This is a genomic window from Polaromonas sp. P1_G1 (assembly GCF_056405595.1).
Map to the genome: position 1 here is coordinate 60,406 of NZ_JBFUBU010000029.1, position 25,544 is coordinate 85,949.

General features: G+C 64.5%; 22 protein-coding genes. 17 read left to right on the forward strand and 5 right to left on the reverse strand.

Annotation, left to right across the window (positions count from 1 at the left end):
• The first annotated feature begins 147 nt into the window (after nt 1–147).
• Entirely contained in the window at nt 148–543 is a 396-nt protein-coding gene (locus AC1D1Y_RS16080) for a hypothetical protein (protein WP_477655862.1), read from the forward strand.
• Nucleotides 544–620: 77 nt separating this feature from the next.
• Here the strand turns inward: AC1D1Y_RS16080 and AC1D1Y_RS16085 are convergent, their stop codons facing one another.
• Nucleotides 621–1,094, reverse strand: coding sequence for an Lrp/AsnC family transcriptional regulator (locus tag AC1D1Y_RS16085; RefSeq protein ID WP_477683197.1), 474 nt, complete (start codon nt 1,092–1,094; stop codon nt 621–623).
• 182 nt (nt 1,095–1,276) lie between these two features.
• On the opposite strand from AC1D1Y_RS16085, the gene AC1D1Y_RS16090 reads away from it, so the two are divergent.
• From AC1D1Y_RS16090 to AC1D1Y_RS16110, 5 genes are all read left to right on the forward strand, one after another.
• On the forward strand, nt 1,277–4,843 hold the full coding sequence (locus AC1D1Y_RS16090; protein ID WP_477683198.1) for an indolepyruvate ferredoxin oxidoreductase family protein: 3,567 nt from the start codon (nt 1,277–1,279) through the stop codon (nt 4,841–4,843).
• 194 nt (nt 4,844–5,037) lie between these two features.
• Entirely contained in the window at nt 5,038–5,328 is a 291-nt protein-coding gene (yajC, locus tag AC1D1Y_RS16095; protein ID WP_477683199.1) for a preprotein translocase subunit YajC, read from the forward strand.
• A gap of 106 nt (nt 5,329–5,434) precedes the next feature.
• Nucleotides 5,435–7,312 (forward strand): protein translocase subunit SecD, encoded by a 1,878-nt coding sequence (gene secD / locus AC1D1Y_RS16100; RefSeq protein ID WP_477655866.1) that lies wholly within the window; start codon nt 5,435–5,437, stop codon nt 7,310–7,312.
• A 38-nt stretch (nt 7,313–7,350) separates the two neighbouring features.
• Complete coding sequence (secF, locus tag AC1D1Y_RS16105; protein ID WP_477683200.1) at nt 7,351–8,304, forward strand: protein translocase subunit SecF; 954 nt, start codon at nt 7,351–7,353, stop codon at nt 8,302–8,304.
• A 27-nt stretch (nt 8,305–8,331) separates the two neighbouring features.
• Nucleotides 8,332–11,019, forward strand: a complete 2,688-nt coding sequence (locus AC1D1Y_RS16110; protein WP_477683201.1) for a DUF1631 family protein — start codon at nt 8,332–8,334, stop codon at nt 11,017–11,019.
• Nucleotides 11,020–11,088: 69 nt separating this feature from the next.
• Here the strand turns inward: AC1D1Y_RS16110 and AC1D1Y_RS16115 are convergent, their stop codons facing one another.
• The 3 genes from AC1D1Y_RS16115 to AC1D1Y_RS16125 all read right to left on the reverse strand — a co-directional run bounded on the left by AC1D1Y_RS16115 (nt 11,089) and on the right by AC1D1Y_RS16125 (nt 14,108).
• Nucleotides 11,089–11,604 (reverse strand): Smg family protein, encoded by a 516-nt coding sequence (locus AC1D1Y_RS16115; protein WP_477655869.1) that lies wholly within the window; start codon nt 11,602–11,604, stop codon nt 11,089–11,091.
• A gap of 78 nt (nt 11,605–11,682) precedes the next feature.
• Complete coding sequence (gene dprA / locus AC1D1Y_RS16120) at nt 11,683–12,789, reverse strand: DNA-processing protein DprA (protein ID WP_477683221.1); 1,107 nt, start codon at nt 12,787–12,789, stop codon at nt 11,683–11,685.
• A gap of 95 nt (nt 12,790–12,884) precedes the next feature.
• Complete coding sequence (locus AC1D1Y_RS16125) at nt 12,885–14,108, reverse strand: LysM peptidoglycan-binding domain-containing protein (RefSeq protein ID WP_477683202.1); 1,224 nt, start codon at nt 14,106–14,108, stop codon at nt 12,885–12,887.
• Nucleotides 14,109–14,337: 229 nt separating this feature from the next.
• Between AC1D1Y_RS16125 and def the strand changes: the two genes are divergently transcribed.
• From def to AC1D1Y_RS16170, 9 genes are all read left to right on the forward strand, one after another.
• Nucleotides 14,338–14,859 carry a peptide deformylase gene (def, locus tag AC1D1Y_RS16130; protein ID WP_477683203.1) on the forward strand — a complete coding sequence of 174 codons (522 nt, stop codon included), beginning with the start codon at nt 14,338–14,340 and terminating at the stop codon, nt 14,857–14,859.
• Nucleotides 14,860–14,941: 82 nt separating this feature from the next.
• Nucleotides 14,942–15,928: a methionyl-tRNA formyltransferase gene (gene fmt / locus AC1D1Y_RS16135; RefSeq protein WP_477683204.1), complete on the forward strand. Its 987-nt coding sequence runs from the start codon at nt 14,942–14,944 to the stop codon at nt 15,926–15,928.
• A gap of 7 nt (nt 15,929–15,935) precedes the next feature.
• Nucleotides 15,936–16,682 carry an AzlC family ABC transporter permease gene (locus AC1D1Y_RS16140; protein ID WP_477683205.1) on the forward strand — a complete coding sequence of 249 codons (747 nt, stop codon included), beginning with the start codon at nt 15,936–15,938 and terminating at the stop codon, nt 16,680–16,682.
• Nucleotides 16,679–17,014 (forward strand): AzlD domain-containing protein, encoded by a 336-nt coding sequence (locus AC1D1Y_RS16145; protein WP_477655875.1) that lies wholly within the window; start codon nt 16,679–16,681, stop codon nt 17,012–17,014. Before AC1D1Y_RS16140 ends, AC1D1Y_RS16145 begins: the two co-directional genes overlap by 4 nt.
• Nucleotides 17,015–17,130: 116 nt before the next feature.
• Nucleotides 17,131–18,324: a phosphoglycerate kinase gene (locus AC1D1Y_RS16150; RefSeq protein WP_477683206.1), complete on the forward strand. Its 1,194-nt coding sequence runs from the start codon at nt 17,131–17,133 to the stop codon at nt 18,322–18,324.
• Between the two features lie 115 nt (nt 18,325–18,439).
• Nucleotides 18,440–19,873, forward strand: coding sequence for a pyruvate kinase (gene pyk, locus AC1D1Y_RS16155; RefSeq protein WP_477655877.1), 1,434 nt, complete (start codon nt 18,440–18,442; stop codon nt 19,871–19,873).
• A gap of 335 nt (nt 19,874–20,208) precedes the next feature.
• The gene (gene fba / locus AC1D1Y_RS16160) at nt 20,209–21,273 is read left to right on the forward strand and encodes a class II fructose-bisphosphate aldolase (RefSeq protein ID WP_477683207.1); all 1,065 of its coding nucleotides are present in this window, start codon (nt 20,209–20,211) and stop codon (nt 21,271–21,273) included.
• Nucleotides 21,274–21,386: 113 nt separating this feature from the next.
• On the forward strand, nt 21,387–22,295 hold the full coding sequence (locus tag AC1D1Y_RS16165; protein WP_477683208.1) for a phosphoribosylaminoimidazolesuccinocarboxamide synthase: 909 nt from the start codon (nt 21,387–21,389) through the stop codon (nt 22,293–22,295).
• 25 nt (nt 22,296–22,320) lie between these two features.
• Nucleotides 22,321–22,710 (forward strand): hypothetical protein, encoded by a 390-nt coding sequence (locus AC1D1Y_RS16170; RefSeq protein WP_477683209.1) that lies wholly within the window; start codon nt 22,321–22,323, stop codon nt 22,708–22,710.
• Between the two features lie 7 nt (nt 22,711–22,717).
• Here the strand turns inward: AC1D1Y_RS16170 and trxA are convergent, their stop codons facing one another.
• Nucleotides 22,718–23,611, reverse strand: coding sequence for a thioredoxin (gene trxA / locus AC1D1Y_RS16175; protein ID WP_477683210.1), 894 nt, complete (start codon nt 23,609–23,611; stop codon nt 22,718–22,720).
• 181 nt (nt 23,612–23,792) lie between these two features.
• Between trxA and purE the strand changes: the two genes are divergently transcribed.
• Both purE and AC1D1Y_RS16185 read left to right on the forward strand, forming a co-directional pair.
• Nucleotides 23,793–24,302: a 5-(carboxyamino)imidazole ribonucleotide mutase gene (purE, locus tag AC1D1Y_RS16180; RefSeq protein WP_477683211.1), complete on the forward strand. Its 510-nt coding sequence runs from the start codon at nt 23,793–23,795 to the stop codon at nt 24,300–24,302.
• Nucleotides 24,299–25,540, forward strand: a complete 1,242-nt coding sequence (locus tag AC1D1Y_RS16185; protein WP_477683212.1) for a 5-(carboxyamino)imidazole ribonucleotide synthase — start codon at nt 24,299–24,301, stop codon at nt 25,538–25,540. Before purE ends, AC1D1Y_RS16185 begins: the two co-directional genes overlap by 4 nt.
• Nucleotides 25,541–25,544 lie beyond the last annotated feature (4 nt).

A 25,544-nucleotide genomic window follows, 5' to 3' on the forward strand; every position in this document is an offset into this window, starting at 1 on the left:
AGGGCAGAGAGCAGAGTGCAGCCCCCACATAAAGTGCTTGTTCCGGTCAAGGCAAGCTAACATGGTACTGAAGTCAGTTGCCCGCCCGCCGCTTCACGCCGGCTCATGCCTCAGAGGCGTGAGCGCCGTGATTAAATCCGTGTTCCCATGAGCCCAAAAACAAAAGTTATCGCCTGGATTTTTGGCATTGTTGCCGCGTACGCCGCCAGCGTTGGCCTCGGTGCTTATCGCATCGCTTCGGCGGATATGTTTCCGCTGGCGAAGAACGGCCTGGCGGCGTACCTGGTTGCCACGAAGTCACCTGAAGCCAACAAGCCGATTCACTTTAAATGGTGGTCTTCCTGGTATTTCAGAAACAGCGCCTCGGACGGATGGGCCCAGTTTTTACTTTGCACCTCTTCGGCCGACTGCCATTCCATCATTGCCTATGTGGACCTCGGCAGGTGGCAAATCAATGTTGACGGCAATATGGTGAACACGGACAAGTGGATAGTTCTGCCCAGCGGCAACCTGGTGAACGCCGAAAAACCGCCCTCGAAATGAAGGTGAAGGCCTGAGCGCGGGCTCAGGCATTTCCAGCTTTCTCTGGGCTGCTTTGGAGAGCGTTGCCGGCCTGCGGACTAGCTTAAATGCCCGAGCGGCAGCGCGCTACTGGCTTTGACCTCGCCCAGTGAAAAACTGGTGTGCAGGTCCTTCACATTGGGCAGGTTGATCAGGTTTTGCAGCGCGAACTTGCTGAAGGCCTCCAGGTCCTGCGCCACCACCTGCAATTCAAAGGTGCCGGTGCCGCTGATGTAGTGGCAGGAGACGATCTCCGGCAGCTTCTTGATGGCCTCCTCGAGCTGGCGCGTGGCGTCGCCGCTGTTGCGGTCGGCGTCCAGCCGCACAAAAGCCAGCACGCCCAGCCCGATCTTGTGGCGATTGATCTCGGCCCGGTAGCCGGTGATGAAACCGCTTTCTTCCAGCGCCCGCACGCGCCGCCAGCAGGGCGCGGCAGACAGGCCCACACGCGAAGCCAGCTCGGTGTTCGTCAGGCGCGCATCCAGCTGCAACTCATTCAGGATTGCGATGTCAAACTTATCTAATGTTTCCATATTTGCCATTTTGCAGCAAGATTCTTTCTAAAACCACCCTAAATCAGGCAAACAAAGCAAAGACATATCAGGGCCGGCGGCATACACTTTGCATGCATATAGAGGGCCCGCCCTAGCCGGGTGGACCCTTTGCCAGCCTGCCCACAAGGCGGTACCAAAAACAGTCCTGGAGACCCACGAACATGAACGCGCCCCTACCTGAACACATCCGCAAAGCCCTGGAGACCGTCACTCTCGACGATAAATATTCTTTAGGCCACGGCCGTGCTTTCATGAGCGGAGTCCAGGCGCTGGTCCGCCTGCCCATGCTGCAGCGCACGCGCGATGCCATAGAGGGCCTGAACACGGCGGGTTTTGTCAGCGGCTACCGCGGCTCTCCACTGGGCGGCTATGACCAGGCGCTGTGGGCCGCGAAAAAGCACCTGGCCGCGCAGAACATCGTGTTCCAGCCCGGCGTCAATGAGGAACTCGGGGCTACCGCCGTCTGGGGCACGCAGCAGCTGGACCTGTACCCGCAAAGCAAGAAATTCGACGGCGTGTTCGGCATCTGGTACGGCAAGGGCCCGGGTGTGGATCGCTGTTCGGACGTCTTCAAGCACGCCAACATGGCCGGCACCGCCAAACACGGCGGCGTGATCGCCATCGCCGGCGACGACCATGTCTCCAAGAGCTCTACGGCCGCCCACCAGAGCGACCACATTTTCAAGGCCTGCGGCCTGCCGGTGTTCTTCCCCTCGAATGTGCAGGACATCCTGGACATGGGCTTGCACGCCTTCGCCATGAGCCGTTTTTCAGGTGTCTGGTCGGGCATGAAAACCATCCAGGAAGTCGTGGAATCCTCGAGCTCCATCCTGGTCGACCCGGACCGCGTGAAGATCGTCATCCCTGAAGACTTCGAAATGCCGCCCGGCGGCCTGCACATCCGCTGGCCCGACGCGCCGCTGGAGCAGGAAGCGCGGCTGATGGACTACAAATGGTATGCCGCGCTGGCCTACATCCGCGCCAACAAGCTCAACTACAACGTCATCGCCGGTCCCAAGGACCGCTTCGGCCTGATCGCCAGCGGCAAGGCCTTCAATGACACACGGCAGGCGCTGGCCGATCTGGGCCTGGACGAAGAGACCTGCCACCAGCTGGGCATACGCCTGCACAAGGTCAACGTGGTCTGGCCGCTGGAGGCCACCATCACGCGCGACTTCGCCGAAGGCCTGCAGGAAATCCTGGTGGTGGAAGAAAAACGCCAGGTCATCGAATACCAGATCAAGGAAGAGCTCTACAACTGGCGCGCCGACGTGCGGCCCAACGTGCTGGGCAAGTTCGACGAGCCGGAGGGCGATGCCTCGGGCGGCGAATGGGGCCGCTCCAACCCGAGCGACAACTGGCTGCTGCGCGCCAAGGCCGACCTGACGCCGGCCATCATCGCCAAGGCGATTGCCAAGCGCCTGAAAAAACTCGGCGTGCCGGCCGACGTGATCTCGCGCATGGACGAGCGCCTGGCCGTGATCGAAGGGCGCGAACGAGCTCTCGCTGAAGGCAAGGCCGACACCGGCGAGCGAGCGCCCTGGTTCTGCAGCGGCTGCCCGCACAACACCAGCACGCGCGTGCCCGAGGGCTCACGCGCCGTGGCCGGCATAGGTTGCCACTACATGGCGACCTGGATGGACCGCTCCACCTCCACCTTCACCCAGATGGGCGGCGAGGGCGTGACCTGGGTGGGCCAGGCGGCCTTCACGACCGACGCGCACATTTTTGCCAACCTCGGCGACGGCACCTACTTCCACAGCGGGCTGCTGGCGATACGCCAGGCCATCGCCTCGGGCGTGAACATCACCTACAAGATTCTTTACAACGACGCGGTCGCCATGACCGGCGGCCAGCAGGTTGGCGAGCGGCCCGAGGGCCACTCGGTGCTGCAGATCATGCAAAGCCTGCGCGCCGAGGGCGTGGCCAAACTGGTGATCGTGACCGACGAGCCGCAAAAATACGACGGCGCGCCGCTGCTCGAGGGCGTGACGGTGCACCACCGCGACGAACTGGACCGCATYCAGCGCGAGTTCCGCGAACTGAAGGGCACGACCGCCATCATTTACGACCAGACCTGTGCGACGGAAAAACGCCGCCGCCGCAAACGGGGCACCCTGGTCGACCCGGAAAAACGCGTGGTCATCAACGAACTGGTCTGCGAAGGCTGCGGCGACTGCTCGGTGCAGTCCAACTGCCTGTCGGTGGAGCCGCTGGAGACCGAATTCGGCCGCAAGCGCCGCATCAACCAGAACACCTGCAACAAGGATTACTCCTGCGTGAAGGGTTTCTGCCCCAGCTTCATCACCGTCGAGGGCGGCCAGCTGAAGAAACCGAAAAAAGAAAAGAAAGGCGGCATCTCCAGCCTGCCGCCGGTTCCCGAACCGGTGCTGCCCGTGGCCGAAAACGCCTGGGGCATTGTCGTAGGCGGCGTGGGCGGCACCGGTGTCATCACCATCGGCCAGCTGCTGGGCATGGCCGCGCACATTGAAGGCAAGGGCGTGGTCACCCAGGACGCGGGCGGCCTGGCGCAAAAAGGCGGCGCGACCTGGAGCCACATCCAGATCGCCAACCGGCCCGAAGCGATTTACACCACCAAAGTCGACACCGCCAAGGCCGACCTGGTCATAGGCTGCGACCCCATCGTGGCCGCCAGCAAATACACGCTCACCGTCATGCAGCCGGGCCGCACCTATGTGGCCATGAATTCGCACGGCACGCCGACGGCGGCCTTTGTGACCAACCCCGGCTGGCAATTCCCGGGCGGCAATTGCGAGAGTGCCGTGACCGCCGCAGTGGGCGCTGACTTGTTGGGCAGCTTCGATGCCGAACAGGTGGCGGTGCAACTGGTGGGCGATTCGATCTACACCAACCCGCTGATGCTGGGCTTTGCCTGGCAAAAAGGGCGCGTGCCGCTGTCGCATGCCGCGCTGATGCGCGCGATTGAACTCAATGCCGTGCAGGTCGACAACAACAAGGCGGCCTTTGAATGGGGCCGTCGCTGCGCGCACGACCTGGCATCGGTGCAGGCCTTGTTCAAGGCGGCGCAGGTCATCGAATTCGTGAAGAAGCCGGCGCTGGCCGAAATGCTGGCCAAGCGGGTGGACTTCCTCACGGCCTACCAGAACGCCGCCTACGCCCAGTCCTACCAGGCCTTTGTCGAGCAGGTGCGGGGCGCCGAGGCCGTGCTGGGCAAAACGACGCTGACCGAAGCCGTGGCGCGTTACCTGTTCAAGCTGATGGCTTACAAGGACGAGTACGAGGTGGCGCGCCTGCACACCGACACGGCCTTCCTGGGCAAAGTGAATGCCATGTTCGAAGGCGACTTCAAGCTTCATTACCACCTGGCGCCGCCGCTCATTGCGCCGAAAAACGACAAAGGTGAATTGCAGAAGAAGCAGTTCGGCCCCTGGATGCTGGGTGCGTTCAAGGTGCTGGCCCGCCTGAAAGGTCTGCGCGGCACCCCGCTGGACGTCTTTGGCCGTACCGAAGAGCGGCGCACGGAGCGGGCCCTGATCGAGGAATACAAAACCAGCCTGGAAGAAGTGCTGGCGGGCCTGACGGCCGAAAATCACGCCACGGCGCTGGAAATCGCCCGGATTCCCGAAATGATCAAGGGGTACGGCCATGTCAAGGCGCGCCACCTGGCCGCCGCGCGGCCGCAATGGACCGCGTTGATGCAGTCCTTTCGTACCCCCGGATCTACCGTCCAGCGGAAAGCCGCCTGAGCCCGGGGCCGCCCCGGCCCCGGGCTTTCCTCGACAAGCCGGCCCCGCGGCAAAGCCCGCGGCGGCCCGCTGCGCGTAAACCCGGCTTGAAAAGCCCCTGGGGCGCGCCAGTTACCTCTTGGTGCGGCTGCCCTGCCGCATACAATCGTGGACTCCTTGCCCAAACCGCTCCAGCCGCAGCCGCCGGTGGCGACATGATGTCGCTGTCTTCGCTTCAGGGCATGCTGCCCCTGGTGCTGATGTTTGTGGTGCTGTATTTCGTCATGATCCGCCCGCAGATGAAAAAGCAGAAGGAGCATCGCGCCATGATCGATGCGCTGGCCAAGGGCGATGAAGTCGCGACCGCCGGCGGCCTGCTCGGCAAGGTGAGCAAGCTGGGCGACGTTTACCTGACCCTTGAGCTGGCCCCCGGCGTTGAAGTGCAGATGCAGCGCAGCGCCATCATCCAGGTCCTGCCCAAGGGCGCGATCGGCACGGCCAAGTAAGGCATCAGGCCCCTTGTGAGGATCCACAGGGGCTTGCGGTATATCGGGGCTGCTGCTTGATGCGGGCGCCCCTTTTGTTCATTTGTCCACCAGGAACAGCCCTCCCATGAATCGTTATCCGGCCTGGAAGTACGCCATCATCGTGGTCGCGCTGCTGATCGCGGCTCTGTACACACTGCCCAATTTCTTCGGTGAAGCGCCTGCGGTCCAGGTGTCCAGCAGCAAATCCATCGTCAAGGTCGACAGCACGACCCTCGCCAAGGTCGAGCAGTCCCTCAAGGACGCCGGCATCGCGGCCGACGCCATTACGCTCGAAGGCAATTCCATCAAGGCGCGTTTCGGCGACACCGACACGCAGCTCAAGGCCAAGGATGCCATCCAGAAAGCCCTGGCGCCCGATGCGAACGATCAATCCTATGTGGTCGCGCTCAACCTGCTGTCGCGTTCGCCCGCCTGGCTGACTTCGCTGCATGCCTTCCCGATGTACCTCGGGCTGGACTTGCGCGGCGGCGTCCATTTCATGCTGCAGGTGGACATGCAGGCGGCGCTGACCAAGCGTGCCGAATCGCTGGCCGGCGACATCCGCCTGTCGCTGCGCGAGAAGAACATCCGGCACGGCGGCATCAGCCGCAATGGACAGGCCATCGAAATCAAGGTGCGCGACTCCGCCACCCTGGCTTCCGCCAAAGGGCTGATCCAGGACCAGTTCGCCGACCTGCAGACCGCCGATGCGCCGGACGGCACCGAATACAAGCTGACGGCCAGCATCAAGCCCGAAGCCGCTCGCCGCATCCAGGACCAGGCGCTCAAACAGAACATCGTGACCCTGCACAACCGCATCAACGAGCTGGGCGTGGCCGAGCCGGTGATCCAGCAGCAGGGCATAGACCGCATCGTGGTGCAACTGCCCGGCGTGCAGGACACGGCCAAGGCCAAGGACATTCTGGGCCGCACCGCCACGCTGGAAATGCGCCTGGTGGACGACAGCGCCGAGGCCCGGGCCGCCGCGGGCAATACCGGTGCGGTCCCTTTCGGTGACGAGCGCTTCTTCGAACGCAACGGCCAGGCGGTGATCGTCAAGAAGCAGGTGATCCTGACCGGCGAGAGCCTGACGGATGCCCAGCCCGGCTTCGACTCGCAGAACCAGCAGCCCAAGGTGGACCTCACGGTCGATGCCAAGGGCGGGCGCATCATGCGCGACACCAGCCGCGAAAACCTCAAGAAGCGCATGGCCATCCTGCTGTTCGAAAAAGGCAAGGGCGAGGTCCTGACGGCGCCCGTCATCCAGGGTGAACTCGGCAACCGCTTCCAGATTTCCGGCTCCATGAGCGTCACCGAAGCCAACGACCTGGCGCTGCTGCTGCGCGCCGGCTCGCTGGCCGCGCCCATGGAAATCATCGAAGAGCGCACCATAGGCCCGACCCTGGGCGCCGACAACATCTCCAAGGGCTTTCACAGCGTGTCCTGGGGTTTTGTCGTGATCGTGGCCTTCATGGCGGCGTATTACATGCTCTTCGGCCTGTTCTCCGGCCTGGCACTGGCCGTCAACCTGCTGTTGCTGGTGGCGGTGCTGTCCATGCTGCAGGCAACCTTGACTCTGCCCGGCATGGCGGCCATGGCGCTGGCGCTGGGCATGGCCATCGACTCCAACGTGCTGATCAACGAGCGCGTGCGTGAAGAACTGCGCAGCGGGGCATCGCCGCAGGCGGCCATCCACGCGGGGTATGAACGGGCCTGGGCCACCATCCTGGACTCCAACATCTCGACGCTGATCGCCGGCCTGGCCTTGCTGGCCTTTGGTTCAGGCCCGGTCCGCGGCTTTGCGGTGGTGCATTGCATCGGCATTTTGACCAGCATGTTCTCGGCGGTGTTTTTCTCGCGCGGCCTTGTGAACCTCTGGTACGGCCGCCAGAAAAAGCTCAAGTCGGTTTCCATCGGCACCGTGTGGCGGCCCGCCGCGTCCGGCGCCGTGGCGACCAAGTAATCACGGCCTTTTTTTCCTGAGTTTCCCAAGGACCCCAGATGGAATTCTTCAAAATCCGGCGCGACATTCCGTTCATGCGGCATGCCCTGATTTTTAACATCATCAGTTTTGCGACTTTTGCGCTGGCCGTCTTCTTCCTGATCACGCGCGGCCTGCACCTGTCGGTGGAGTTCACCGGCGGCACCCTGATGGAGGTGAACTACACCCAGGCCGCCGACGTCGGAAAGATCCGCGACACCGTGGCCGGCCTGGGATTCGCCGACGTGCAGGTGCAGAACTTCGGCACCTCGCGCGACGTGATGATCCGCCTGCCCGCCCAGAAGGGCGTGAGCACCGCCCAGCAAAGCGACAAGGTGCTGGGAGCCCTGAAGGCGGCCAGCCCCGACGTGACGCTGCGCCGCACGGAATTTGTGGGCCCGCAGGTCGGTGAGGAACTGGCCCATGACGGGTTGAAAGCGCTCGCCATGGTGGTCTTCGGCATCATGGTCTACCTGGCCTTTCGCTTTGAGTGGAAGTACGCGGTGGCGGCCATCATCGCCAATCTGCATGACGTCGTCATCATCCTGGGCTTCTTTGCGTTCTTCCAGTGGGAGTTTTCGCTGGCTGTGCTGGCGGCGGTGCTGGCGGTGCTCGGTTATTCCGTGAATGAATCGGTGGTGATCTTCGACCGGATCCGCGAGAACTTCCGCCGCTATCGCAAGATGAACACCATAGAGATCATCGACAACGCGATCACCTCCACCATCAGCCGGACCATCATCACCCACGGCTCGACCCAGATCATGGTCCTGTCCATGTTGTTATTCGGCGGTCCTACACTTTTTTACTTTGCCCTGGCACTGACCATCGGCATTCTGTTCGGCATTTATTCCTCGGTTTTTGTGGCGGCCGCAATTGCGATGTGGCTGGGCATCAAGCGGGAAGACCTTGTCAAGGCGCCAGCAAAAAAAGGCGAAGATCCCAATGACCCCAACGCAGGGGCCACGGTGTAAGCTATAGGCTAATCATCCAGGGCGGTCGTGGCTCCAAGCAACAAAAATAACAGTCTTCTGGTCGAGCAGGCTCGCGCGCTGTTTACGGAGCGTGCCGCACGGATATTGCCCGCACTCGCCAAAACCATTCAGGACAAACTGTCCGCGCTGGTCGACCAGCCGGGCAGCGCCCGCGATATGCAGGAAAGGCGCGACGGCTGGCTGGCTTTCCAGAAAAGCGGCGATGCCTGGGTCCGCGGTACCGCCGCGGCCTGGGCCAACGCCCAGGCCGTTCCCGCCGCCAACTCGCCGGCCCGTTTCCTGGACAGCGGAAAATTCGAACTGATGGGTAACGACGTGATGGAGGACAAAATCCTCGCCTCACGCCTGGCCCTGCGCCTGCTCGATTTCACCAGCTGGGAACTCAACGACCTTCGCTTGCGCATCCAGAACCTGGAGGGCATTTCCGAGCTCCACAAGCAGGACATCCTGCGTCCCGAGGTGCTGGCTCAGCACCTCGTGGAACAGTGGGGCAAGGCCGGCCTTCCGCGTGAAGTTTGGCTCGCTGTCCAGAGCGGCATCCAAAAGGACATGGGCGAGCACCTGCTCGAAACCTACCACGCCACCAACGAATTCCTGGTGCAACAGGGCGTCATGGCCGAAATCGACCTGAGGCCGCTGGTCAAGCGCACGCCTTCGGCGGCCGGTGCCGGCGCTGGCACCGCCGCCAAAACGGCAGCTGACGCGCAGAGAGACAAAGCCCCGCAGGGCGGTGACAACCGGGCCGGGTCCGGCATGGGGGGCGGCGGTGCTTCAGGCGGTGGTGCGGCTTACGGCGGCCCCAGCGGGAACAATGCCTCATCTTCCTATGGTGACCCCGGCGGCCGGGGCCCGGCTTCCGCGGGCGGTGCCCGAGGAGGCGGTTCCGGCGCAGCTTCATCTTCATCATCCAGAGGCGGCGCCGGCTCTCCCTACGGCGGGACCGGCAACGGTGTGACAGGCGGTGGCGCGCGAGGCGCAAGCGGCGCGGCCGGCGGCGGCGTTTCTGGTGGGCCGCCGGCGGGCCGTATTTCGGGCGGTGGCGCGGCCGCTCCCGGCGCTGCGGGCCGTCCCGGCAACGCAGGCAACGGCATTGAGAATGCCGGCAAGCCCAATGCGGCAAAAGGCCCCGAAGCGAACACCGGGCCGGGCCAGGGGGTGCACGAAGAAACCCGCATGCAGACCGCCACCACACCCCTGGCCAGGGCACGCATGCGCGCCCAGGGCGTGATGGGGCAACTCAAGCGCCTGCTGTCGAACCAGGCGGCGGGTTTCGACGACACACGCCCCAGCCAGGCCTCGCCGCCGCTGGCGCAGGCCATGGCCAGTGTGGAGCGCGCGGAAGAAACCGGCGCGGAACGCACCCTGCTCGCGGATGCGCAAGGCCAGGTCTACGGCCAGGCGCAGGTGGACCATGCCGCGGGTGTTTTGCGTGAGCGCACTACCAAGCTCAAGGAGGCTGCTTCCACCTCCTCCGAAAAAGCGACGATCGAAATCGTGGCCTTGATGTTCCAGAGCATCCTGGCGGAAGACCGTATTCCCGCCGTAATTCGTGTCTGGTTCGCGCGCCTGCAGATGCCGGTGCTGCGCGTTGCGATCTCCGAGCCCGAGTTCTTCGAGTCCCTGCAGCATCCCGCGCGCCGCCTGATAGACCGCATGGGTTCCTGCGTGCTCGGTTTCGACGTCACGGTGGCGGGCGGCGTGCTGGAAGCCGAGATCAAGCGCGTCGTGCAGGTGATCGAGCAATACCCTGAAACCGGGCGCCGGGTGTTCCAGCTCGTTTACGATGAATTCGACAAATTCCTGTCCAGGTTTCTGTCAGAACACGGCAGCGCTGCCCGCGTGGTGAGCGTGGCCCAGCAGGTCGAGCAAAAAGAGACCATGACCATCCAGTACACCATTGAGATGCGCAACATGCTCAATGACATGCCGGTCCGCGATGAAATCCGCGAATTCCTGTTCAAGGTCTGGGCCGAAGTGCTGGCGATCGCCGCCATGAGGAACGGCCCGCAGCATGAGGAGACCCTCACGCTCAAGCGGGCCGCCGCCGACCTGGTGTGGGCGGCGAGCGCCAAGCCCAACCGCAACGACCGCGCCCGCGTGATCGCCGACCTGCCCAAACTGCTGCAGCTGCTGCGCTTGGGCATGTCCATGCTGGGGTTGGGAGTGGCCGACCAGGACGGGCACCTGAAAATCATCAGCGACACGCTGGCCGACGCCTTCATGTCCAAGACCGACGCGATTCCCGTGGAGAAGGTGGAGGCCATGGCCAAGCGCCTGACCAACCTCGAGGATTACCTCTCCGACGAGGACGTCGGGGATTTGCCGCTGGATACCGACAGCCTGGTGACCATGATAGGCATAGACGCCACCGACATCGAGGTGATTGCCGACGGCGGCAGCCATCCCACAGAGGCCATGCGCGCCTGGGCCAAGGAGTTGCAGCTGGGCTCGTGGTTCAGCCTGGACCACAACGGAAAGGTCAGCCATGTGCAGTTCGCCTGGTGCAGCGACCGCAAGCAGCTGCACCTGTTTGCTTCCGCTGACGGCCGCAATTTCCTGATTCAGGCGCGCCGCCTGGCCGCCTACCTGCAGGCGGGCTTGCTGGTGCCGACGGAAGAAGAGGCGCTGACGGTGCGCGCCACGCGCGATGCGCTGGCCAAGCTCGACGCCAATCCCGAGCGCCTGCTGGGCTAGGTCTTTTAATTACGCATTGGAAGGGCGCCCTGGCGCGCGGGGCCAAGCCGCCGGCGCCCGGCGTTCAGTTCAGTGGGCCAGGCGGAATTCCGAGTCGTCGCACAGCTCGTCGAGCACCAGCGCATCGGGCTCTTCGCCAAAACTCCAGTACACCATGAGGACGATGATTTTCAGATCGTCCAGCGTCACCGGGTCGCCGGGGGCCGCCATGGCGCGGTCAATGACGATCTCGCGCATGTGCGGCGGCAACACGCCGGAGGACTCGAGGAAGCTCACAAAACCCAGGCTCTGCGCGCCCAGGTGCACCTGCTCGGCGACGGAGTACACACGCAGGCTGCCGGCGGATTGCGGCTGGATGGCGGGGGCTGTTGCGGAGGAGTCGCCGTTATCCTGAGGGGTTTTGGCCGGCAGGCTGATTTGCGTGCCCTGGGCCGCGGTGTTCAGGCCGTCGAGCCAGACAAGGGCTGCCTGGATTTCCTCGGCATCGAAGCCCGCCGCGGTGAGTTTGCGGCTCAGTCGGTGGAGTTCGGGGCAAGCGTCACCTTGCCAGTAATTCTCGTAGACGTACACCAGTACTTCAAACATGCACCCAATATAACGCAGATGCAGCCGGCCGTGTCAATCCTCCGGCCAGGCGCTTGAGGCGCATCGGAATTCGCCTCGTCAACCGGCTGCGAGGCGCTGGAACAGCCCTCCCGGCAGGCGCACCACCTGCCCGCACAGTTCGAGTTCCAGCAGGCTGGCCTGCAGCCGCGCGGTGTCCAGCCCGGTGCGCGCCTGCAAGGCGTCCAGGCTGACGGGATCAAACCCCAGGGCCGCGATCAGCGGATCGCCTGCGTCCGGGCCGGCCGCCGTCTCATCGTTGCCGGTTGCGCGGGGGGCGGTAGAAAGGTTCAGCTCTTCCAGCACGTCCTGCGCCACTTCCACGAGCTTGGCACCCTGCTTGATCAGCGCGTGGCAGCCGCGGGACTGGGGCGAGTGGATGGAGCCGGGAATGGCAAAGACTTCCTTGCCCTGCTCCGCCGCCAGCCGCGCCGTGATCAGCGAGCCCGATTGCAGCGCCGCTTCCACCACCAGGGTGCCGCGGGACAGGCCCGAGATGATGCGGTTGCGCCGCGGGAAATTCGCCGCCAGCGGTGGCGTGCCGAGGGGGAATTCGCTGACGATCATGCCGCGCTGCACGATCCGGTGTGCCAGCGCGAGGTGCTTCTTGGGATAGACCCTGTCCAGCCCGGTGCCCACCACGGCAATCGTTTCGCCGCCGCCCAGCAGGGCGCCGTCATGCGCCGCGCCGTCAATGCCCAGGGCCAGCCCCGAGACCACGCAGAGCCCGGCGCCGCCGAAGGCCTTGGCGAACTGCCGGGCATTGGCCTCGCCTTGCGGCGTCGGGTTGCGGCTGCCGACGATGGCGATCAGCGGCGCCGCTGTTGGCCGCCCGGCCAGCGTGCCCAGCATGTAGAGCATCAGGGGTGGGTCCTCGATGTCGAGCAGGGCTGGGGGGTATGCGGCATCGCCCAGCGTGGCTACCTGCCTGTCCTCGCCGGCCTGCAGCCATTCGAGGGTGATCTGCAACTGGGCCGCCAACGCCGGCGGCTCCGCCAGGATGGCTTTGGCCAGCTTGGTGGTGCCGAGTTGTGTGAGGGCGGCGGCGCTCTGGCTGAAGACGGCCTGCGCCGACCCAAAAGCCGCCAGCAGCTTGCGCGCGGTGTCGTTTCCCACACCGGGGGAAAGGGTCAAGCGCAACCAGGCTTGAAGCTCTTGCGTGTCCACGTCGGTCTGGCTTTGGGGGAGGGCCGGCGTTTGGCGGGCATGGAAGCGCTGCTCCGCGGGCCGCACCGTGGCGGGCCCGGACGCAGGCATGGCGCTTAATTCGGGTTGACGAAGCGGTCGCCGACCTTGACACCGTCGGTGATCTGCAGGATCAACGCGTAGGAAAGCTTGTCAAACGTGCGGAACACCATCATCAAGCCGTTGCGCTCATTGGGCAGCTTGATCTGCGGCCGTGCGCTGTCGGTCTTGTCGGCCAGGCGCTCGCCGTCCTTGAGGATGGCCATGACATGGCCGCGTTCAAGCCCGTCTGCGGCGCCCCGGTTGATCACCACGACCTGGTTTTCAGCCGCATTTGCCACGGCGCTGCCGTAAATGGAGACGATCTGGCCCGTGATAGGGGTGGCTGGCGCGTGCGGCACATAGCTGACCAACTCCCGGGGAGGATCGGGGAGCAGGCGGTCGCCGACGCGCATTTCTTCCTTGGTGGACACGATGTCGATGGTGGCGGGCACGATTTCCGGCTGGGGCTTGCCGTCCTTGCCTGGAATCTGGGTGACGGATTCGCCGCGCATGAGTTCGGCCTTGCCGATGTATTGCGCTTCGTAGCCCAGGATCTGCTTGGTGGTCGGGTCTTTCAGGGGCGTGGCATTACGGTAGACGCGGTAATCCAGAGGCTGGCCTTTTGCGTCGCTCAGGGGAGTGCCGGTGGCAACGCCGCCCACGTACTCGCCGCGCGCATAGGCGCGGTCCCCGCGGCTCAGCAGCACGCGCCCTTCCTGGGCGGCGACGATGCGGGGAGCCCTTGAAAAGGTCGCATCGTCAACCAGGACGGCTTCCGAGAGGAAGGGTTCTATGACATTGTTCTCCAGCGTGGGAATCGAGTTGTCGGCCAGGGATTCATAGCGGGTGCGGGGCGACACGCGCACCGTGTCCGTCGGCGGGCCGTCGCTTGAGGCCTGGCGCGTGCGCAGGGTGGCGCGGCCGCCGGTCTTGTCCAGGTAAAGGTGCTGCCCGGGATAGATGCGGTGGGGGTTGCGGATGTCCTGCAGGTTCATGCCCCACAGTTCCGGCCAGCGCCAGGGGCTTTTGAGGAACATGCCGGAGATGGCCCACAGCGTGTCGCCGCGCTTGACGGTGTACTCGTCCGGGGCGTTGGGCGCCAGCTCGCTGAGCGGGACGCCCGCCTGGGCGACCTGGGTGGCTGTTGCTTTTTGGCCCGGTGTGATGGGGAAATTCTGGGCATGCAGGCCGCCGGCAATGCCCAGAAGGGCGGTGGCGGCTATTGAAATTTGACTGAAACGACCAAAAATTGTTTGCATCTTTGTAGGCCTTCGGCGCTTTTAGAGGACTGGCACGGCACGATCCGCAATGGATGCGGGCGAAAAAGAGCGTGTCATATCTTGATAAATTACTAACGATTTTGTACCTAAGCCCTTGATTAAGCAACGAATACACGATTCTGGGAATATCAGGATGCTGAAAAACCGAGAAAAGTGGCGAAAATAGCGACATCTCCCCTTCGCCCCTCCTTTTCCCTTGCCTTCCCCCATGAGCCAGCTGACCATTCTTCGTTACCCCGATCCCCGCCTGCACACGGTGGCCAAACCCGTGGCGGCTGTGGACGCCCGCCTGCGCAAGCTGGCCGACGACATGTTTGAAACCATGTATGAAGCGGCGGGCATAGGGCTTGCCGCCACCCAGGTGGACGTTCACGAGCGCCTGATCGTCATCGATGTGAGCGAAGACCGCAACCAGCCCATGGTGCTCATCAACCCCGAAATCGTCTGGGCCAGCGAGGAAACGCGTGTCGGCGACGAAGGTTGCCTGTCGGTGCCCGGTATTTATGACGGGGTGGAGCGCTCCACGGCGATCAAGGTCCAGGCCCTGGACCTGGACGGCAAGTCCCAGGTGTACGAAGCCGAGGGTATGCTGGCGGTCTGTATCCAGCATGAGATGGACCACCTGCTGGGCAAGGTGTTTGTCGAATACCTCTCTCCTTTGAAGCGCAACCGCATCAAGACCAAAATGATCAAGCAGAAGAAGGACGAGGACCGCGAGGCCGCCCACTGAGCGCTCGCCGGCCGGTTGCCGGCACGCGGGCTTTGCCGCCCGCAGTCCGGGATTTCCCTAGGACTCTTTAGAATCAGGCGCCATGCGCGTCATTTTTGCCGGTACCCCTGAGTTCGCCCGAGTCGCTGTCGAAAGATTGCACGCCGCCGGTTTTGAGATTCCCCTGGTCCTGACCCAGCCCGACCGCCCCGCCGGCCGCGGCATGAAATTGCAGGCCTCCCCCGTCAAGCAATGGGCTGAAACCGCCCATATCATGGTCGCCCAGCCCCGCAGCCTGCGCCTGGACGGCAAATTCCCCGATGACGCAACCGGCGCCCGTGAGGCCATCATTGGCGCACGTGCGGACGTCATGGTGGTCGCGGCCTACGGCCTGATCCTTCCGCAATGGGTACTGGATACGCCCAGGCTGGGCTGCCTCAATATCCATGCTTCCTTGCTGCCGCGCTGGCGCGGCGCCGCCCCCATCCACCGCGCCATCGAGGCCGGCGATGCCGAAACCGGCATCACCATCATGCAAATGGATGCCGGGCTGGACACCGGCGACATGCTGCTGGTGGACTGGCTGCCGATCACCCCACAGGACACCACCGCTTCCCTGCACGACAGGCTGGCGGATTTGGGCGGGCGGCTTATTGTGGAGGCGCTGGAGCTCGCGGCCTGCGGCGGCCTGAAACCCACGCCCCAGCCAACCGAGGGCATCACCTACGCCCACAAGATAGAAAAACACGAGGCCCTGACGGACTGGACGCAAAGCGCCGCCGTGCTGGAGCGCCGCATCCGCGCTTTCAATCCCTTCCCTGGTGCTGCCGGCGTGCTGGCGGGCCAGACCCTCAAGTTCTGGCGCGCCGAAATCCTCGCCGGTCCGGCCCGGCCCGCCGGTGCGGAGGCCGGCCAGGTGCTGGCCGCCGGCGCAGAGGGCATAGACATCGCCGCCGTGGACGGCGTGCTGCGCGTGAGCCGTCTGCAAAAAGCCGGCGGCAAGGCGCTGGACGCGGCCGATTTTTTGCGCGGTTTCGACATCCGGCCCGGCATGGTATTCAGCCAGGCGCCGGCAGGTCAACAGGAATGAGGGTTTTGTGAAGACATTGTTCAAGCATCCGGAGTTCCGGGTAGGCGCCAGCGAACTCGCGGCCGTGGCGCCCGGCATTGCCGCCTGGGGCCTGATGACGGGCGTGGCCATGGCCAAGTCGGGCATGAGCCTGATCGAGGTGTTGCTCATGGCCATCCTGGTGTTTGCCGGCAGCTCGCAGCTGGCGGCCCTTCCGCTCATCGTGGCAGGCGCCCCCATGTGGGTGATCCTGGCGACCTCGTTTTGCGTCAACCTGCGTTTCATGGTCTTCAGCGCCCACCTGCGTCCCTATGTGATGCACCAGAGCCTGTGGCGGCGTCTGGTCTATGGCTACGGCATGGCGGACCTTAACTACGTGCTGTTCACCAAGCGCTTTCCGCACCCTTCCACCGACCCGCTGGTCATCCGCGGACAGGAGGCCTACTGGGCCGGCAGCTGCGGGGTCAGCTGGTTCAGCTGGGTGGGCGCCAGCCTGCTGGGCATTGCGCTGGCCAATTCCATCCCGCTGTCCTGGGGCCTGGGCTTCGCCGGCATCCTGGCCTTGCTGGGCATCATGTGCTCGCTGGCCACCACCCGGTTGCGCGTGGTGTCGGCCGGCATCGCCGGCGCGGCCGCCGTGGCAACGTTTGCCCTGCCGCTCAAGCTCAACATCCTGGTGGGCATCGCCGCAGCGGTGGCCGTCTGCCTGCTGCTTGAGAAACCGGTGCCGGCCAAGCCCGCCGCGCCCGCCCCCGGAACCGGAGACGCAGCATGAACCAGACCGACCTCTGGACCGTGGCCACCATCCTCGGCATGACGGCGATCACCGTCCTCACGCGCTGTTTCTTTTTCCTCTCGGACAAACCTTGGACCCTGCCGGCCTGGGCCCAGCGCGGCCTGCACTATGCGCCTATCGCCGCGCTGGCGGCGGTCATCGTGCCGGAAATGGTGATGACTCAGGGCCACCTGATCGCCACCTGGAAGGACGCCCGCCTTTTTGCTGTCGTCGCGGGTACGGCCTGGTACTACTGGCGCCACGGCGTGCTGGGCACCATCCTGGCCGGCATGGCGGTCTACCTGCCGCTGCACATAGCCCTCGGCTGGTAGGTAAGCAAACGCAAAGGTGCCTCGCGGCCGGGTTTACGGGGAAAACGCCCGCCTACAATTGCGTCAGCTCAGGCCGGCGCCGGCCTGAAAATCCACTTCCCTTGCGAGCCGTTTCCATGAATTTCATCCGTTTTTCTGACCTGTGCGCCAGCGGCAAAGTTGCCGGCAAGCGCGTATTCATCCGTGCCGACCTCAACGTGCCGCAGGGTGATGCGGGCAACATCACCGAAGACACGCGCGTGCGCGCTTCCATCCCCTGCATCCAGATGGCGCTGGAYGCCGGCGCTGCGGTGATGGTGACCTCCCACCTCGGGCGGCCTGTGGAGGGTGAATTCAAGCCGGCCGACTCGCTGGCACCTGTGGGCAAGCGCCTGGGTGAACTCATGAAACGCGAAGTGCCCGTGGTGTCCAACTGGGTGGATGGCGTGGACGTCAAACCCGGCCAGCTGGTGTTGCTTGAGAACTGCCGCCTCAACAAGGGCGAGAAGAAAAACAGCGAAGAGCTGGCGCGCAAGATGGCAGCGCTCTGCGATATTTTTGTGCACGACGCCTTCGGCACCGCGCACCGCGCCGAAGCCTCCACCTACGGCATCGCGCAGTACGCGCCCATAGCCAGCGCCGGCCCGCTGCTGGCGGCTGAAATGGACGCGATCTCCAAGGCGCTGTCCAGCCCGCGCAGGCCGCTGGTCGCCATCGTGGCCGGCAGCAAGGTCTCCACCAAGCTCACCATCCTCAAGTCGCTGGCCGCCAATGTCGACCAGCTCATCGTAGGCGGCGGCATYGCCAACACCTTCATGCTGGCCGCCGGCCTGAAGATWGGCAARAGCCTGGCCGAASCCGAYYTGCTGGMYSARGCCAAGGCCGTGATCGAAGCCATGAAGGCGCGCGGCGCCGAAGTGCCCATCCCGACCGACGTGGTCACCGCCAAGGCCTTTGCCGCCGACGCGCCGGCCACTGTCAAGGCCGCGACCGAGGTGGACGACGACGACCTGATCCTCGACATCGGCCCGCAAACCACAGCCCGGCTCGCGGCGCAGTTGAAGGCCGCCGGCACTATTGTCTGGAACGGCCCGGTCGGCGTGTTCGAGTTCGACGCCTTCGCCAAAGGCACCGAAGGCATTGCGCGCGCCATCGCCGAAAGCAGCGCGTTCTCGATTGCCGGCGGTGGCGACACGCTGGCCGCGATCGCCAAGTACGGCATTGAAAAGCAGGTGGGTTACATCTCCACCGGCGGCGGCGCTTTCCTCGAAGTGCTGGAAGGCAAGACGCTGCCGGCCTTTGAGATTCTGCAGAAACGCGCCGCAGGCTGAGCGCTTTCGCCATCTGCGACAAGGGGCTGTAATGGCCCCGGCGGCCAAATTGGTAACGCCTCCGTAACTGTTTCCGTGTGAAAATCAGAAACTAAATTACATGGAGACATTCCCTATGCCGCGTCGCGCCACCAAGATCGTTGCCACCCTCGGACCCGCCTCCAGCGACCCCGCACTGCTGGAGAAAATGATCCGCGCCGGCGTCAACGTGGTGCGCCTCAACTTCAGCCACGGCACCGCCCAGGACCATGTAGACCGGGCCAAGCTGGTGCGCGAAGCCGCTCAGCGCGCCGGCCGCGAAGTCGCCATCATGGCCGACCTGCAGGGCCCCAAGATCCGCGTCGGCAAGTTCGCCGAAGGCAAGGTCCAACTGGAGCCCGGCGAGAAATTTGTGCTCGACGCCTCCCGCACCGAGCCCGGCGACCTGAGGGGTGTCGGCCTGGACTACAAGGAACTGCCGCGCGACGTCAAAGCCGGCGACGTGCTGCTGCTCAACGACGGCCTGATCGTGCTCACCGTCGACGTGGTGCGCGGCGAAGAAGTGCACACCACCGTCAAGCTGGGCGGCGAGCTGTCCAACAACAAGGGCATCAACAAGCAGGGCGGCGGCCTGACAGCCCCGGCGCTCACGGCCAAGGACATGGAAGACATCAAGACGGCCATGAGTTTCCAGGCCGACTACGTCGCCGTGAGTTTCCCCAAAAACGCTACCGACATGGAAATGGCGCGCCAGCTGTGTAACGTGGCCGCCGCGCCTTACAAACACAAACCCGGCCTGATCGCCAAGATCGAGCGCGCCGAAGCCATTCCCAAGCTTGAAGAAATCCTGCGCGTCAGCGACGGCATCATGGTGGCCCGCGGCGACCTGGCCGTGGAAGTCGGCAACGCGGCCGTGCCGGCGTTGCAAAAACGCATGATCAAGATGGCGCGCGCCGGCGACAAGGTCGTCATCACGGCCACGCAGATGATGGAGTCCATGATCGTCAACCCGGTGCCCACGCGCGCCGAGGTCAGCGACGTCGCCAACGCGGTGCTGGACGGCACCGACGCGGTGATGCTGAGCGCCGAAACCGCCGCCGGCAAGTACCCGCTGGAGACCGTCGAGGAAATGGCCAAGATCTGCGAGGAAGCTGAAAAAGCCGAATACAAGGAACTCGAAGGCGATTTCTCCGGCAAGACCTTCAGCCGCATCGACCAATCCATTGCCATGGGCGCGCTGTTCACCGCGCATCACCTGGGCGCCAAGGCCATCGTCGCGCTGACCGACAGCGGCTCCACCCCCCTGTGGATGAGCCGCCACGACATCCGCGTGCCGATCTACGCGCTCACGCCGCGCCTGGCGACGCAACGCAAGATGGCGCTGTACCGCAATGTGCGCCCCCTGCTGATGGACACCAGCGCCGACCGCGACACCGCGCTCGAACAGGCCGAAGGCCACCTCTTGCGCCGCAACATCGTGCAAAGCGGCGACGTGTACGCCATCACCTGCGGTGAGCCCATGGGCGCGCCGGGCGGCACCAATATGCTCAAGATTTGCAGAGTGGCCTAAAAATATGGCCCCCACGGTCGCTCACTTCGTGTAGCTCCCTGCCCCCGAGGGGCCGCCCGCCTGTGGCCCGGCAAAGCCGGTTCCACGGCTCATGCTGGTCGAATACCCACCCCAGTTTTGCGGCCCTGCTGATTTAAGAGTCCCGCGTTTTACATGCGGTTACTGCAGGTATCTTTGCCCAAGTCCGACCAATAACCCCATCTTTCGCAGCCGTTAGAATCAAGGCTCTGGTTACTTCGCGGTTACGGCCCATCAGGCAGCCCTTGTGCTGTGCGGCCATTCCGCCGGGAACCCGCCTTTTCGGCAGCGTTTTTAACTTTCTGGGGATTCTGATCATGGCACTCGTTTCGATGCGCGAGCTGCTGGACCATGCGGCAGTCAATGGCTACGGCATTCCGGCTTTTAACGTCAACAACCTCGAGCAGGTGCAAGCCGTCATGGAAGCGGCCAAGGAAACCGGCGCACCGGTGATCCTGCAGGCCAGCGCCGGCGCGCGCAAATATGCCGGTGAGCCCTTCATCAAGCACCTGATCCAGGCGGCCATCGAGATGTACCCCAACATCCCTCTGGTCATGCACCAGGACCACGGCCAGAACCCCGACGTCTGCCAGGGCGCCATCGACCTCGGTTTTTCGTCGGTGATGATGGACGGCTCGCTGGAAGCCGACGGCAAGACCATCGCCAGCTACGACTACAACGTCGAAGTGACAAAAAAGGTCTCGCAGCTGGCCCACAAATACGGCGTCACCGTGGAAGGCGAACTCGGCTGCCTCGGTTCCCTGGAAACCATGAAGGGCGACAAGGAAGACGGCCACGGCACCGATGCGACCATGACGCGTGAGCAGCTGCTGACCGACCCTGAGCAGGCCGCCGACTTCGTCAAGCGCACGCAGATCGACGCGCTGGCCATTGCCATCGGCACCAGCCACGGCGCCTACAAATTCACCCGCAAGCCCACCGGCGACATCCTGGCCATCGACCGCATCAAGGAAATCCATAAACGCATTCCGAGCACCCACCTGGTGATGCATGGCTCCTCGTCGGTGCCGCAGGAGCTGCTGGCCCAGATCCGCCAGTACGGCGGCAACATGAAGGAAACCTACGGCGTGCCGGTCGAGGAAATCCAGGAAGCCATCAAGCACGGTGTGCGCAAGATCAACATCGACACCGACATCCGCCTGGCCATGACCGCCGCGGTGCGCAAGTTCCTGGCCGAGAACCCCGAAAAATTCGACGCCCGCGAATGGCTCAAGCCCGCGCGCGAAGCCGCCAAGCAGGTCTGCAAGCAGCGCTACATCCAGTTCGGCTGCGAAGGCCAGGGCGCCAAGATCAAGGGCGACACCCTGCAGGTCGTGGCCGCCAAATACGCCAAGGGTGAATTGGCCCAGGTCGTCCATTAAGACGGCGTGAATAAACCCGCCAACCGCCCGCGCGGATTGGCGATAATTCAAAGCCCGCGGACTCTTGCGAGTCGCGGGCTTTTTACTTTGACCCCTCTCCCATGCCTCCCACCATGACCCAAGCACTCCACACCTCCGCCCTGACTTCCCTGCCCCTGCTCGCGCGCGGCAAGGTGCGCGATAACTATGCCGTGGGCAAGGACAGGCTGCTGATGGTGGCCAGCGACCGGCTCAGCGCCTTCGACGTCATCCTGGGGGAGCCGATTCCCGGCAAGGGCGCGCTGCTCACGCAGATGGCGCTGTTCTGGTTCGRCAAGCTGGGCCACATCTGCCCCAACCACCTGACCGGCGAATCGCCCGAAAGCGTGGTCACGCCGGCCGAAGTCCCGCAGGTGGTGAACCGCTCCATGCTGGTCAAGCGCCTCAAGCCGATTCCGGTCGAGGCCGTGGTGCGCGGCTACCTGGCCGGTAGCGGCTGGAAGGAATACCAGGAGAGCCAAGCGGTCTGCGGCGTGCCCCTGCCCGCGGGCCTGAAGAACGCCGGCAAGCTGCCCGAGCCCATCTTCACGCCGGCCGCCAAGGCCGAAGCCGGCGAGCATGACGAGAACATCAGCTACGAGCAGGTGGTCAAGGTGGTCGGCCCCGAGCTTGCCGCGCGGATCAAAAAAATCAGCATAGAGATCTACAGCACCGCCGCTGCCTTCGCGCTGACCAAGGGCATCATCATTGCCGACACCAAATTCGAATTCGGCCTCGACGAGGACGGCACGCTGACGCTGATGGACGAGGTGCTGACGCCCGATTCCTCCCGCTACTGGCCCATCGAAGGCTATGAAGCCGCCTACGCGGCCGGTCAGAACCCGCCCAGCTACGACAAGCAGTTTGTTCGCGACTGGCTGGAAGCCGTGCGCATCAATGGCAAGCCCTGGGACAAGACACCGCCCTCGCCGCACCTGCCAGCCGACGTGGTCGCCAAAACCGCCGCCAAGTACCAGGAAGCGCTGACGCGATTGACGGCCTGAAGAGCAGGTCCCGCCCGGCGCCGCGATGGAATTCCTGCTGGAACTGCTGTTCGAGTTTTTCGGCGAGCTGTTTCTGCAGCTCTTTGGCGAGATGTTCGGCGGTGTTTTCAAGACCGTCTGGTACAAGCTGCGCGGCCGCGACCATGAGCTGACGGCGACGCAGGAGGCCGCCTGGTCCGTCATGACCGGCATTGCCGCCGGCGTGCTGACAGTGCTGGTCGTGCCCCACTTGGCGATACGCCTGCACTGGCTGCAGATCCTCAACCTGGTGCTGGCGCCCTTGGTGGCGGGCCTGCTGGTCGAAAGGCTGCGCGCCTGGCGCGAGTCGCGCCGCGAGTTCAGCGTTGAAGTAGCCGGCTACGCGGCGCTGTTTGGTTTTGCCTTCGCCCTGACCCGCTGGTTTTTCGGCTCTTGAGCGGGACTTAGCTCAGGATGACGCTGCTGAGGCGACGGCGATAGGTGGCCACGGTCGGGTCTTCGGGCGGAATCTGCCCGTCGGCGACCTTGGGTTTGGGCGCTTCCATGACGTCAAGGACGGCGATATAGGTCTTGCGCGCGAGGTCCTCGTTCCAGGCCTTGTCGCGCATCAGGATATCCAGCAGCTCGTCGAGCGCGTCGGTCCAGCGCTGCTGCGCCATCAGCCCGCGGGCCCTGTCAAAACGCGCTTCGAAGTCGCGTTTGTTGGCGGCGATCCTGGCGTCCAGGCCTGCCGCGGCGCCCACGCCCTGGGTGGCGGCAAAGTCCATCGCATCCATCCAGCGCTTGAGCGAGTCAAAACGCCGCACCACCGTGGTTTGCGCGATCACCGGTGCAAACGCCACCTTGGCGTCGTCCTCGCGGCCCATCTGCAGCAGCAGCTTCACGTAGTCGAAGCGTGCGTTGTCGTCGGCCGGGTTGGCGGCCATCGCGTGCTGCAATTTTTCGAGTACGGCGGCAGGATCGGTGCTTTCTTCTTCGAGCGCCAGTTCCTGCTCCCCGGCCAGTTCGTCCGCCGGCGGCAGGTGCTTGTCGAGGAATTCCTTGACCTTGCCCTCGGGCAGGGCGCCGGCAAAGCCGTCCACCGGCTGGCCGTTCATCATCAGGATGCAGGTCGGGATGCTGCGGATGCCGAAGGCCGCGCCCAGCTGCTGCTCCTGGTCGGAATCTATCTTCACGAGCTTGAAACGCCCGGCGTATTCCACTTCCACTTTTTCCAGAATCGGGCCCAGCGACTTGCAAGGGCCGCACCACGGCGCCCAGAAGTCGATCAGCACGGGGGTGGTCATGGAGGCGGCTACGACTTCCGCTTCGAAATTGGCAATGGTGACGTCTATCATGATTCAGTGAAAAATGGGGCTGGAATAAGGGGTTTCAACCGCCGCGGCGCGGCTGGCATGGCCCGGGAGCAGGCCCAAACGATAGCATGCAGCCCCGTTTGCCGCCGCCCGCCCGCCTGCCCCTTAAAATCAGGGGTTACGGGCGAACGGCCTGCAAACCCCCAAGACCCAGAAGGTCCCAATGACGACGACAAACAATACGGCCGCCCCCCTGGTTGGCGTGGTGATGGGCTCCAGCAGCGACTGGGAGACCATGCAGCACGCGGTGCAGATCCTCAGCCAGTTCGGTGTGGCGCATGAAGCCCGCGTGGTGTCGGCCCACCGCATGCCCGACGAGCTCTTCGCCTATGCCGAAGCCGCTCAGGGCCGCGGCCTGCAGGCCATCATCGCCGGCGCCGGCGGTGCCGCCCACCTGCCCGGAATGCTGGCCGCCAAGACGGCCCTGCCGGTACTGGGTGTGCCGGTGGCCAGCAAGCACCTGCAGGGCGTCGATTCGCTGCATAGCATCGTGCAAATGCCCAAAGGCATTCCCGTCGCGACTTTCGCCATCGGCAACGCCGGCGCGGCCAACGCGGCCTTATTCGCCGTCGCCGTGCTGGCCCTGCACGACAAGGCGCTGGCCGCCAAGCTGCAGGCCTTCCGCGCCGAGCAGACCGCCGCCGCGCATGCCATGACCCTGCCGCCCGCATGAGCCTTCCTTCCGGCCTCCCCGTTTTCCCCGGCACCGTTTCCGCTTCCGGCCAGCCTGCCACGCTGGGCGTGATGGGCGGCGGCCAGCTGGGCCGCATGTTTGTGCACGCCGCTCAGCGCATGGGTTACTTCACCGCGGTGCTGGACCCCGACGCGCAAAGCCCGGCCGGCCTGGTGAGCCACCACCACATCCAGACGGGCTACGGCGATGAGCATGGGCTCCAGCAACTGGCCGCGCTGTGCGCCGCCATCACCACCGAATTTGAAAACGTGCCCGCCGCCGCGTTGCAGGCGCTGGCCGCCAGCCGCCCCGTGGCGCCGGGCGCCGCCGCCGTCGCCATTGCGCAGAACCGCATCGAGGAAAAATCGCACTTCACCGCCAGCGCCGCCGAATCCGGGGTGCTGGCCGGCGTCAGTTGCGCGCCTTATGCGGTCATCGAAACGCAGGCGCAACTCGAAGCCGTTCCCGCGGACCTGCTGCCCGGCATCCTGAAAACCGCGCGCATGGGCTACGACGGCAAGGGCCAGGTCCGCGTCAAAAATGCGGCCGAACTCGCCGCCGCCTGGGCCGGCCTGAATCAGGCTTCTTGCGTGCTCGAAAAAATGCTGCCGCTCAAGGCCGAGTGCTCGGTCATCGTGGCGCGTGGCTGGGACGGCCGCGTCGTGGGCTTCGCACCCCAGCGCAATGTGCACGTCGACGGCATCCTGGCCGTCACCCAGGCCTATGAAGGCAATATGCCCGCGGCCCTGGCGCAACGCGCGCTGGCGGCCACCCACACCATCGCCCACCATGTCGGCTACGTCGGCGTGCTCTGCGTCGAGTTTTTCCTGGTCGACGACGGCAGTGCCGACGGCGCGCTGGTCGTCAATGAAATGGCGCCGCGCCCGCACAACAGCGGCCACTACACAATGGACGCCTGCGACGTCTCGCAGTTCGACCTGCAGGTGCACGCCATGGCCGGCCTGCCGCTGCCACAGCCGCGCCAGCATTCGCCGTCCATCATGCTCAACCTGCTGGGCGACGTGTGGCTGGACGCGCAAGGCCAGGCCCGCACGCCCGACTGGCAGGCCGTGCTGGCCCTGCCCGGCACACACCTGCACCTTTACGGTAAAACCGAAGCGCGCGCCGGCCGCAAGATGGGCCACCTCAACATCACCGGCGCCGACGTCGCCTCCGTCAAGGCCACGGCGCGCCAGGCGGCCGCCATCCTGGGGCTGCCCGGCCTTGAAGACATCTGATCGA

Coding starts and splice junctions, on each gene's coding strand:
- pyk (WP_477655877.1), top strand. CDS start 18,440: ATGCCGCGTCGCGCCACCAAGATCGTTGCCACCCTCGGACCCGCCTCC.
- yajC (WP_477683199.1), top strand. CDS start 5,038: ATGATGTCGCTGTCTTCGCTTCAGGGCATGCTGCCCCTGGTGCTGATG.
- def (WP_477683203.1), top strand. CDS start 14,338: ATGAGCCAGCTGACCATTCTTCGTTACCCCGATCCCCGCCTGCACACG.
- AC1D1Y_RS16085 (WP_477683197.1), bottom strand. CDS start 1,094: ATGGAAACATTAGATAAGTTTGACATCGCAATCCTGAATGAGTTGCAG.
- AC1D1Y_RS16170 (WP_477683209.1), top strand. CDS start 22,321: ATGGAATTCCTGCTGGAACTGCTGTTCGAGTTTTTCGGCGAGCTGTTT.
- AC1D1Y_RS16125 (WP_477683202.1), bottom strand. CDS start 14,108: ATGCAAACAATTTTTGGTCGTTTCAGTCAAATTTCAATAGCCGCCACC.
- secF (WP_477683200.1), top strand. CDS start 7,351: ATGGAATTCTTCAAAATCCGGCGCGACATTCCGTTCATGCGGCATGCC.
- AC1D1Y_RS16080 (WP_477655862.1), top strand. CDS start 148: ATGAGCCCAAAAACAAAAGTTATCGCCTGGATTTTTGGCATTGTTGCC.
- AC1D1Y_RS16185 (WP_477683212.1), top strand. CDS start 24,299: ATGAGCCTTCCTTCCGGCCTCCCCGTTTTCCCCGGCACCGTTTCCGCT.
- purE (WP_477683211.1), top strand. CDS start 23,793: ATGACGACGACAAACAATACGGCCGCCCCCCTGGTTGGCGTGGTGATG.
- trxA (WP_477683210.1), bottom strand. CDS start 23,611: ATGATAGACGTCACCATTGCCAATTTCGAAGCGGAAGTCGTAGCCGCC.
- secD (WP_477655866.1), top strand. CDS start 5,435: ATGAATCGTTATCCGGCCTGGAAGTACGCCATCATCGTGGTCGCGCTG.
- AC1D1Y_RS16145 (WP_477655875.1), top strand. CDS start 16,679: ATGAACCAGACCGACCTCTGGACCGTGGCCACCATCCTCGGCATGACG.
- fmt (WP_477683204.1), top strand. CDS start 14,942: ATGCGCGTCATTTTTGCCGGTACCCCTGAGTTCGCCCGAGTCGCTGTC.
- fba (WP_477683207.1), top strand. CDS start 20,209: ATGGCACTCGTTTCGATGCGCGAGCTGCTGGACCATGCGGCAGTCAAT.
- AC1D1Y_RS16115 (WP_477655869.1), bottom strand. CDS start 11,604: ATGTTTGAAGTACTGGTGTACGTCTACGAGAATTACTGGCAAGGTGAC.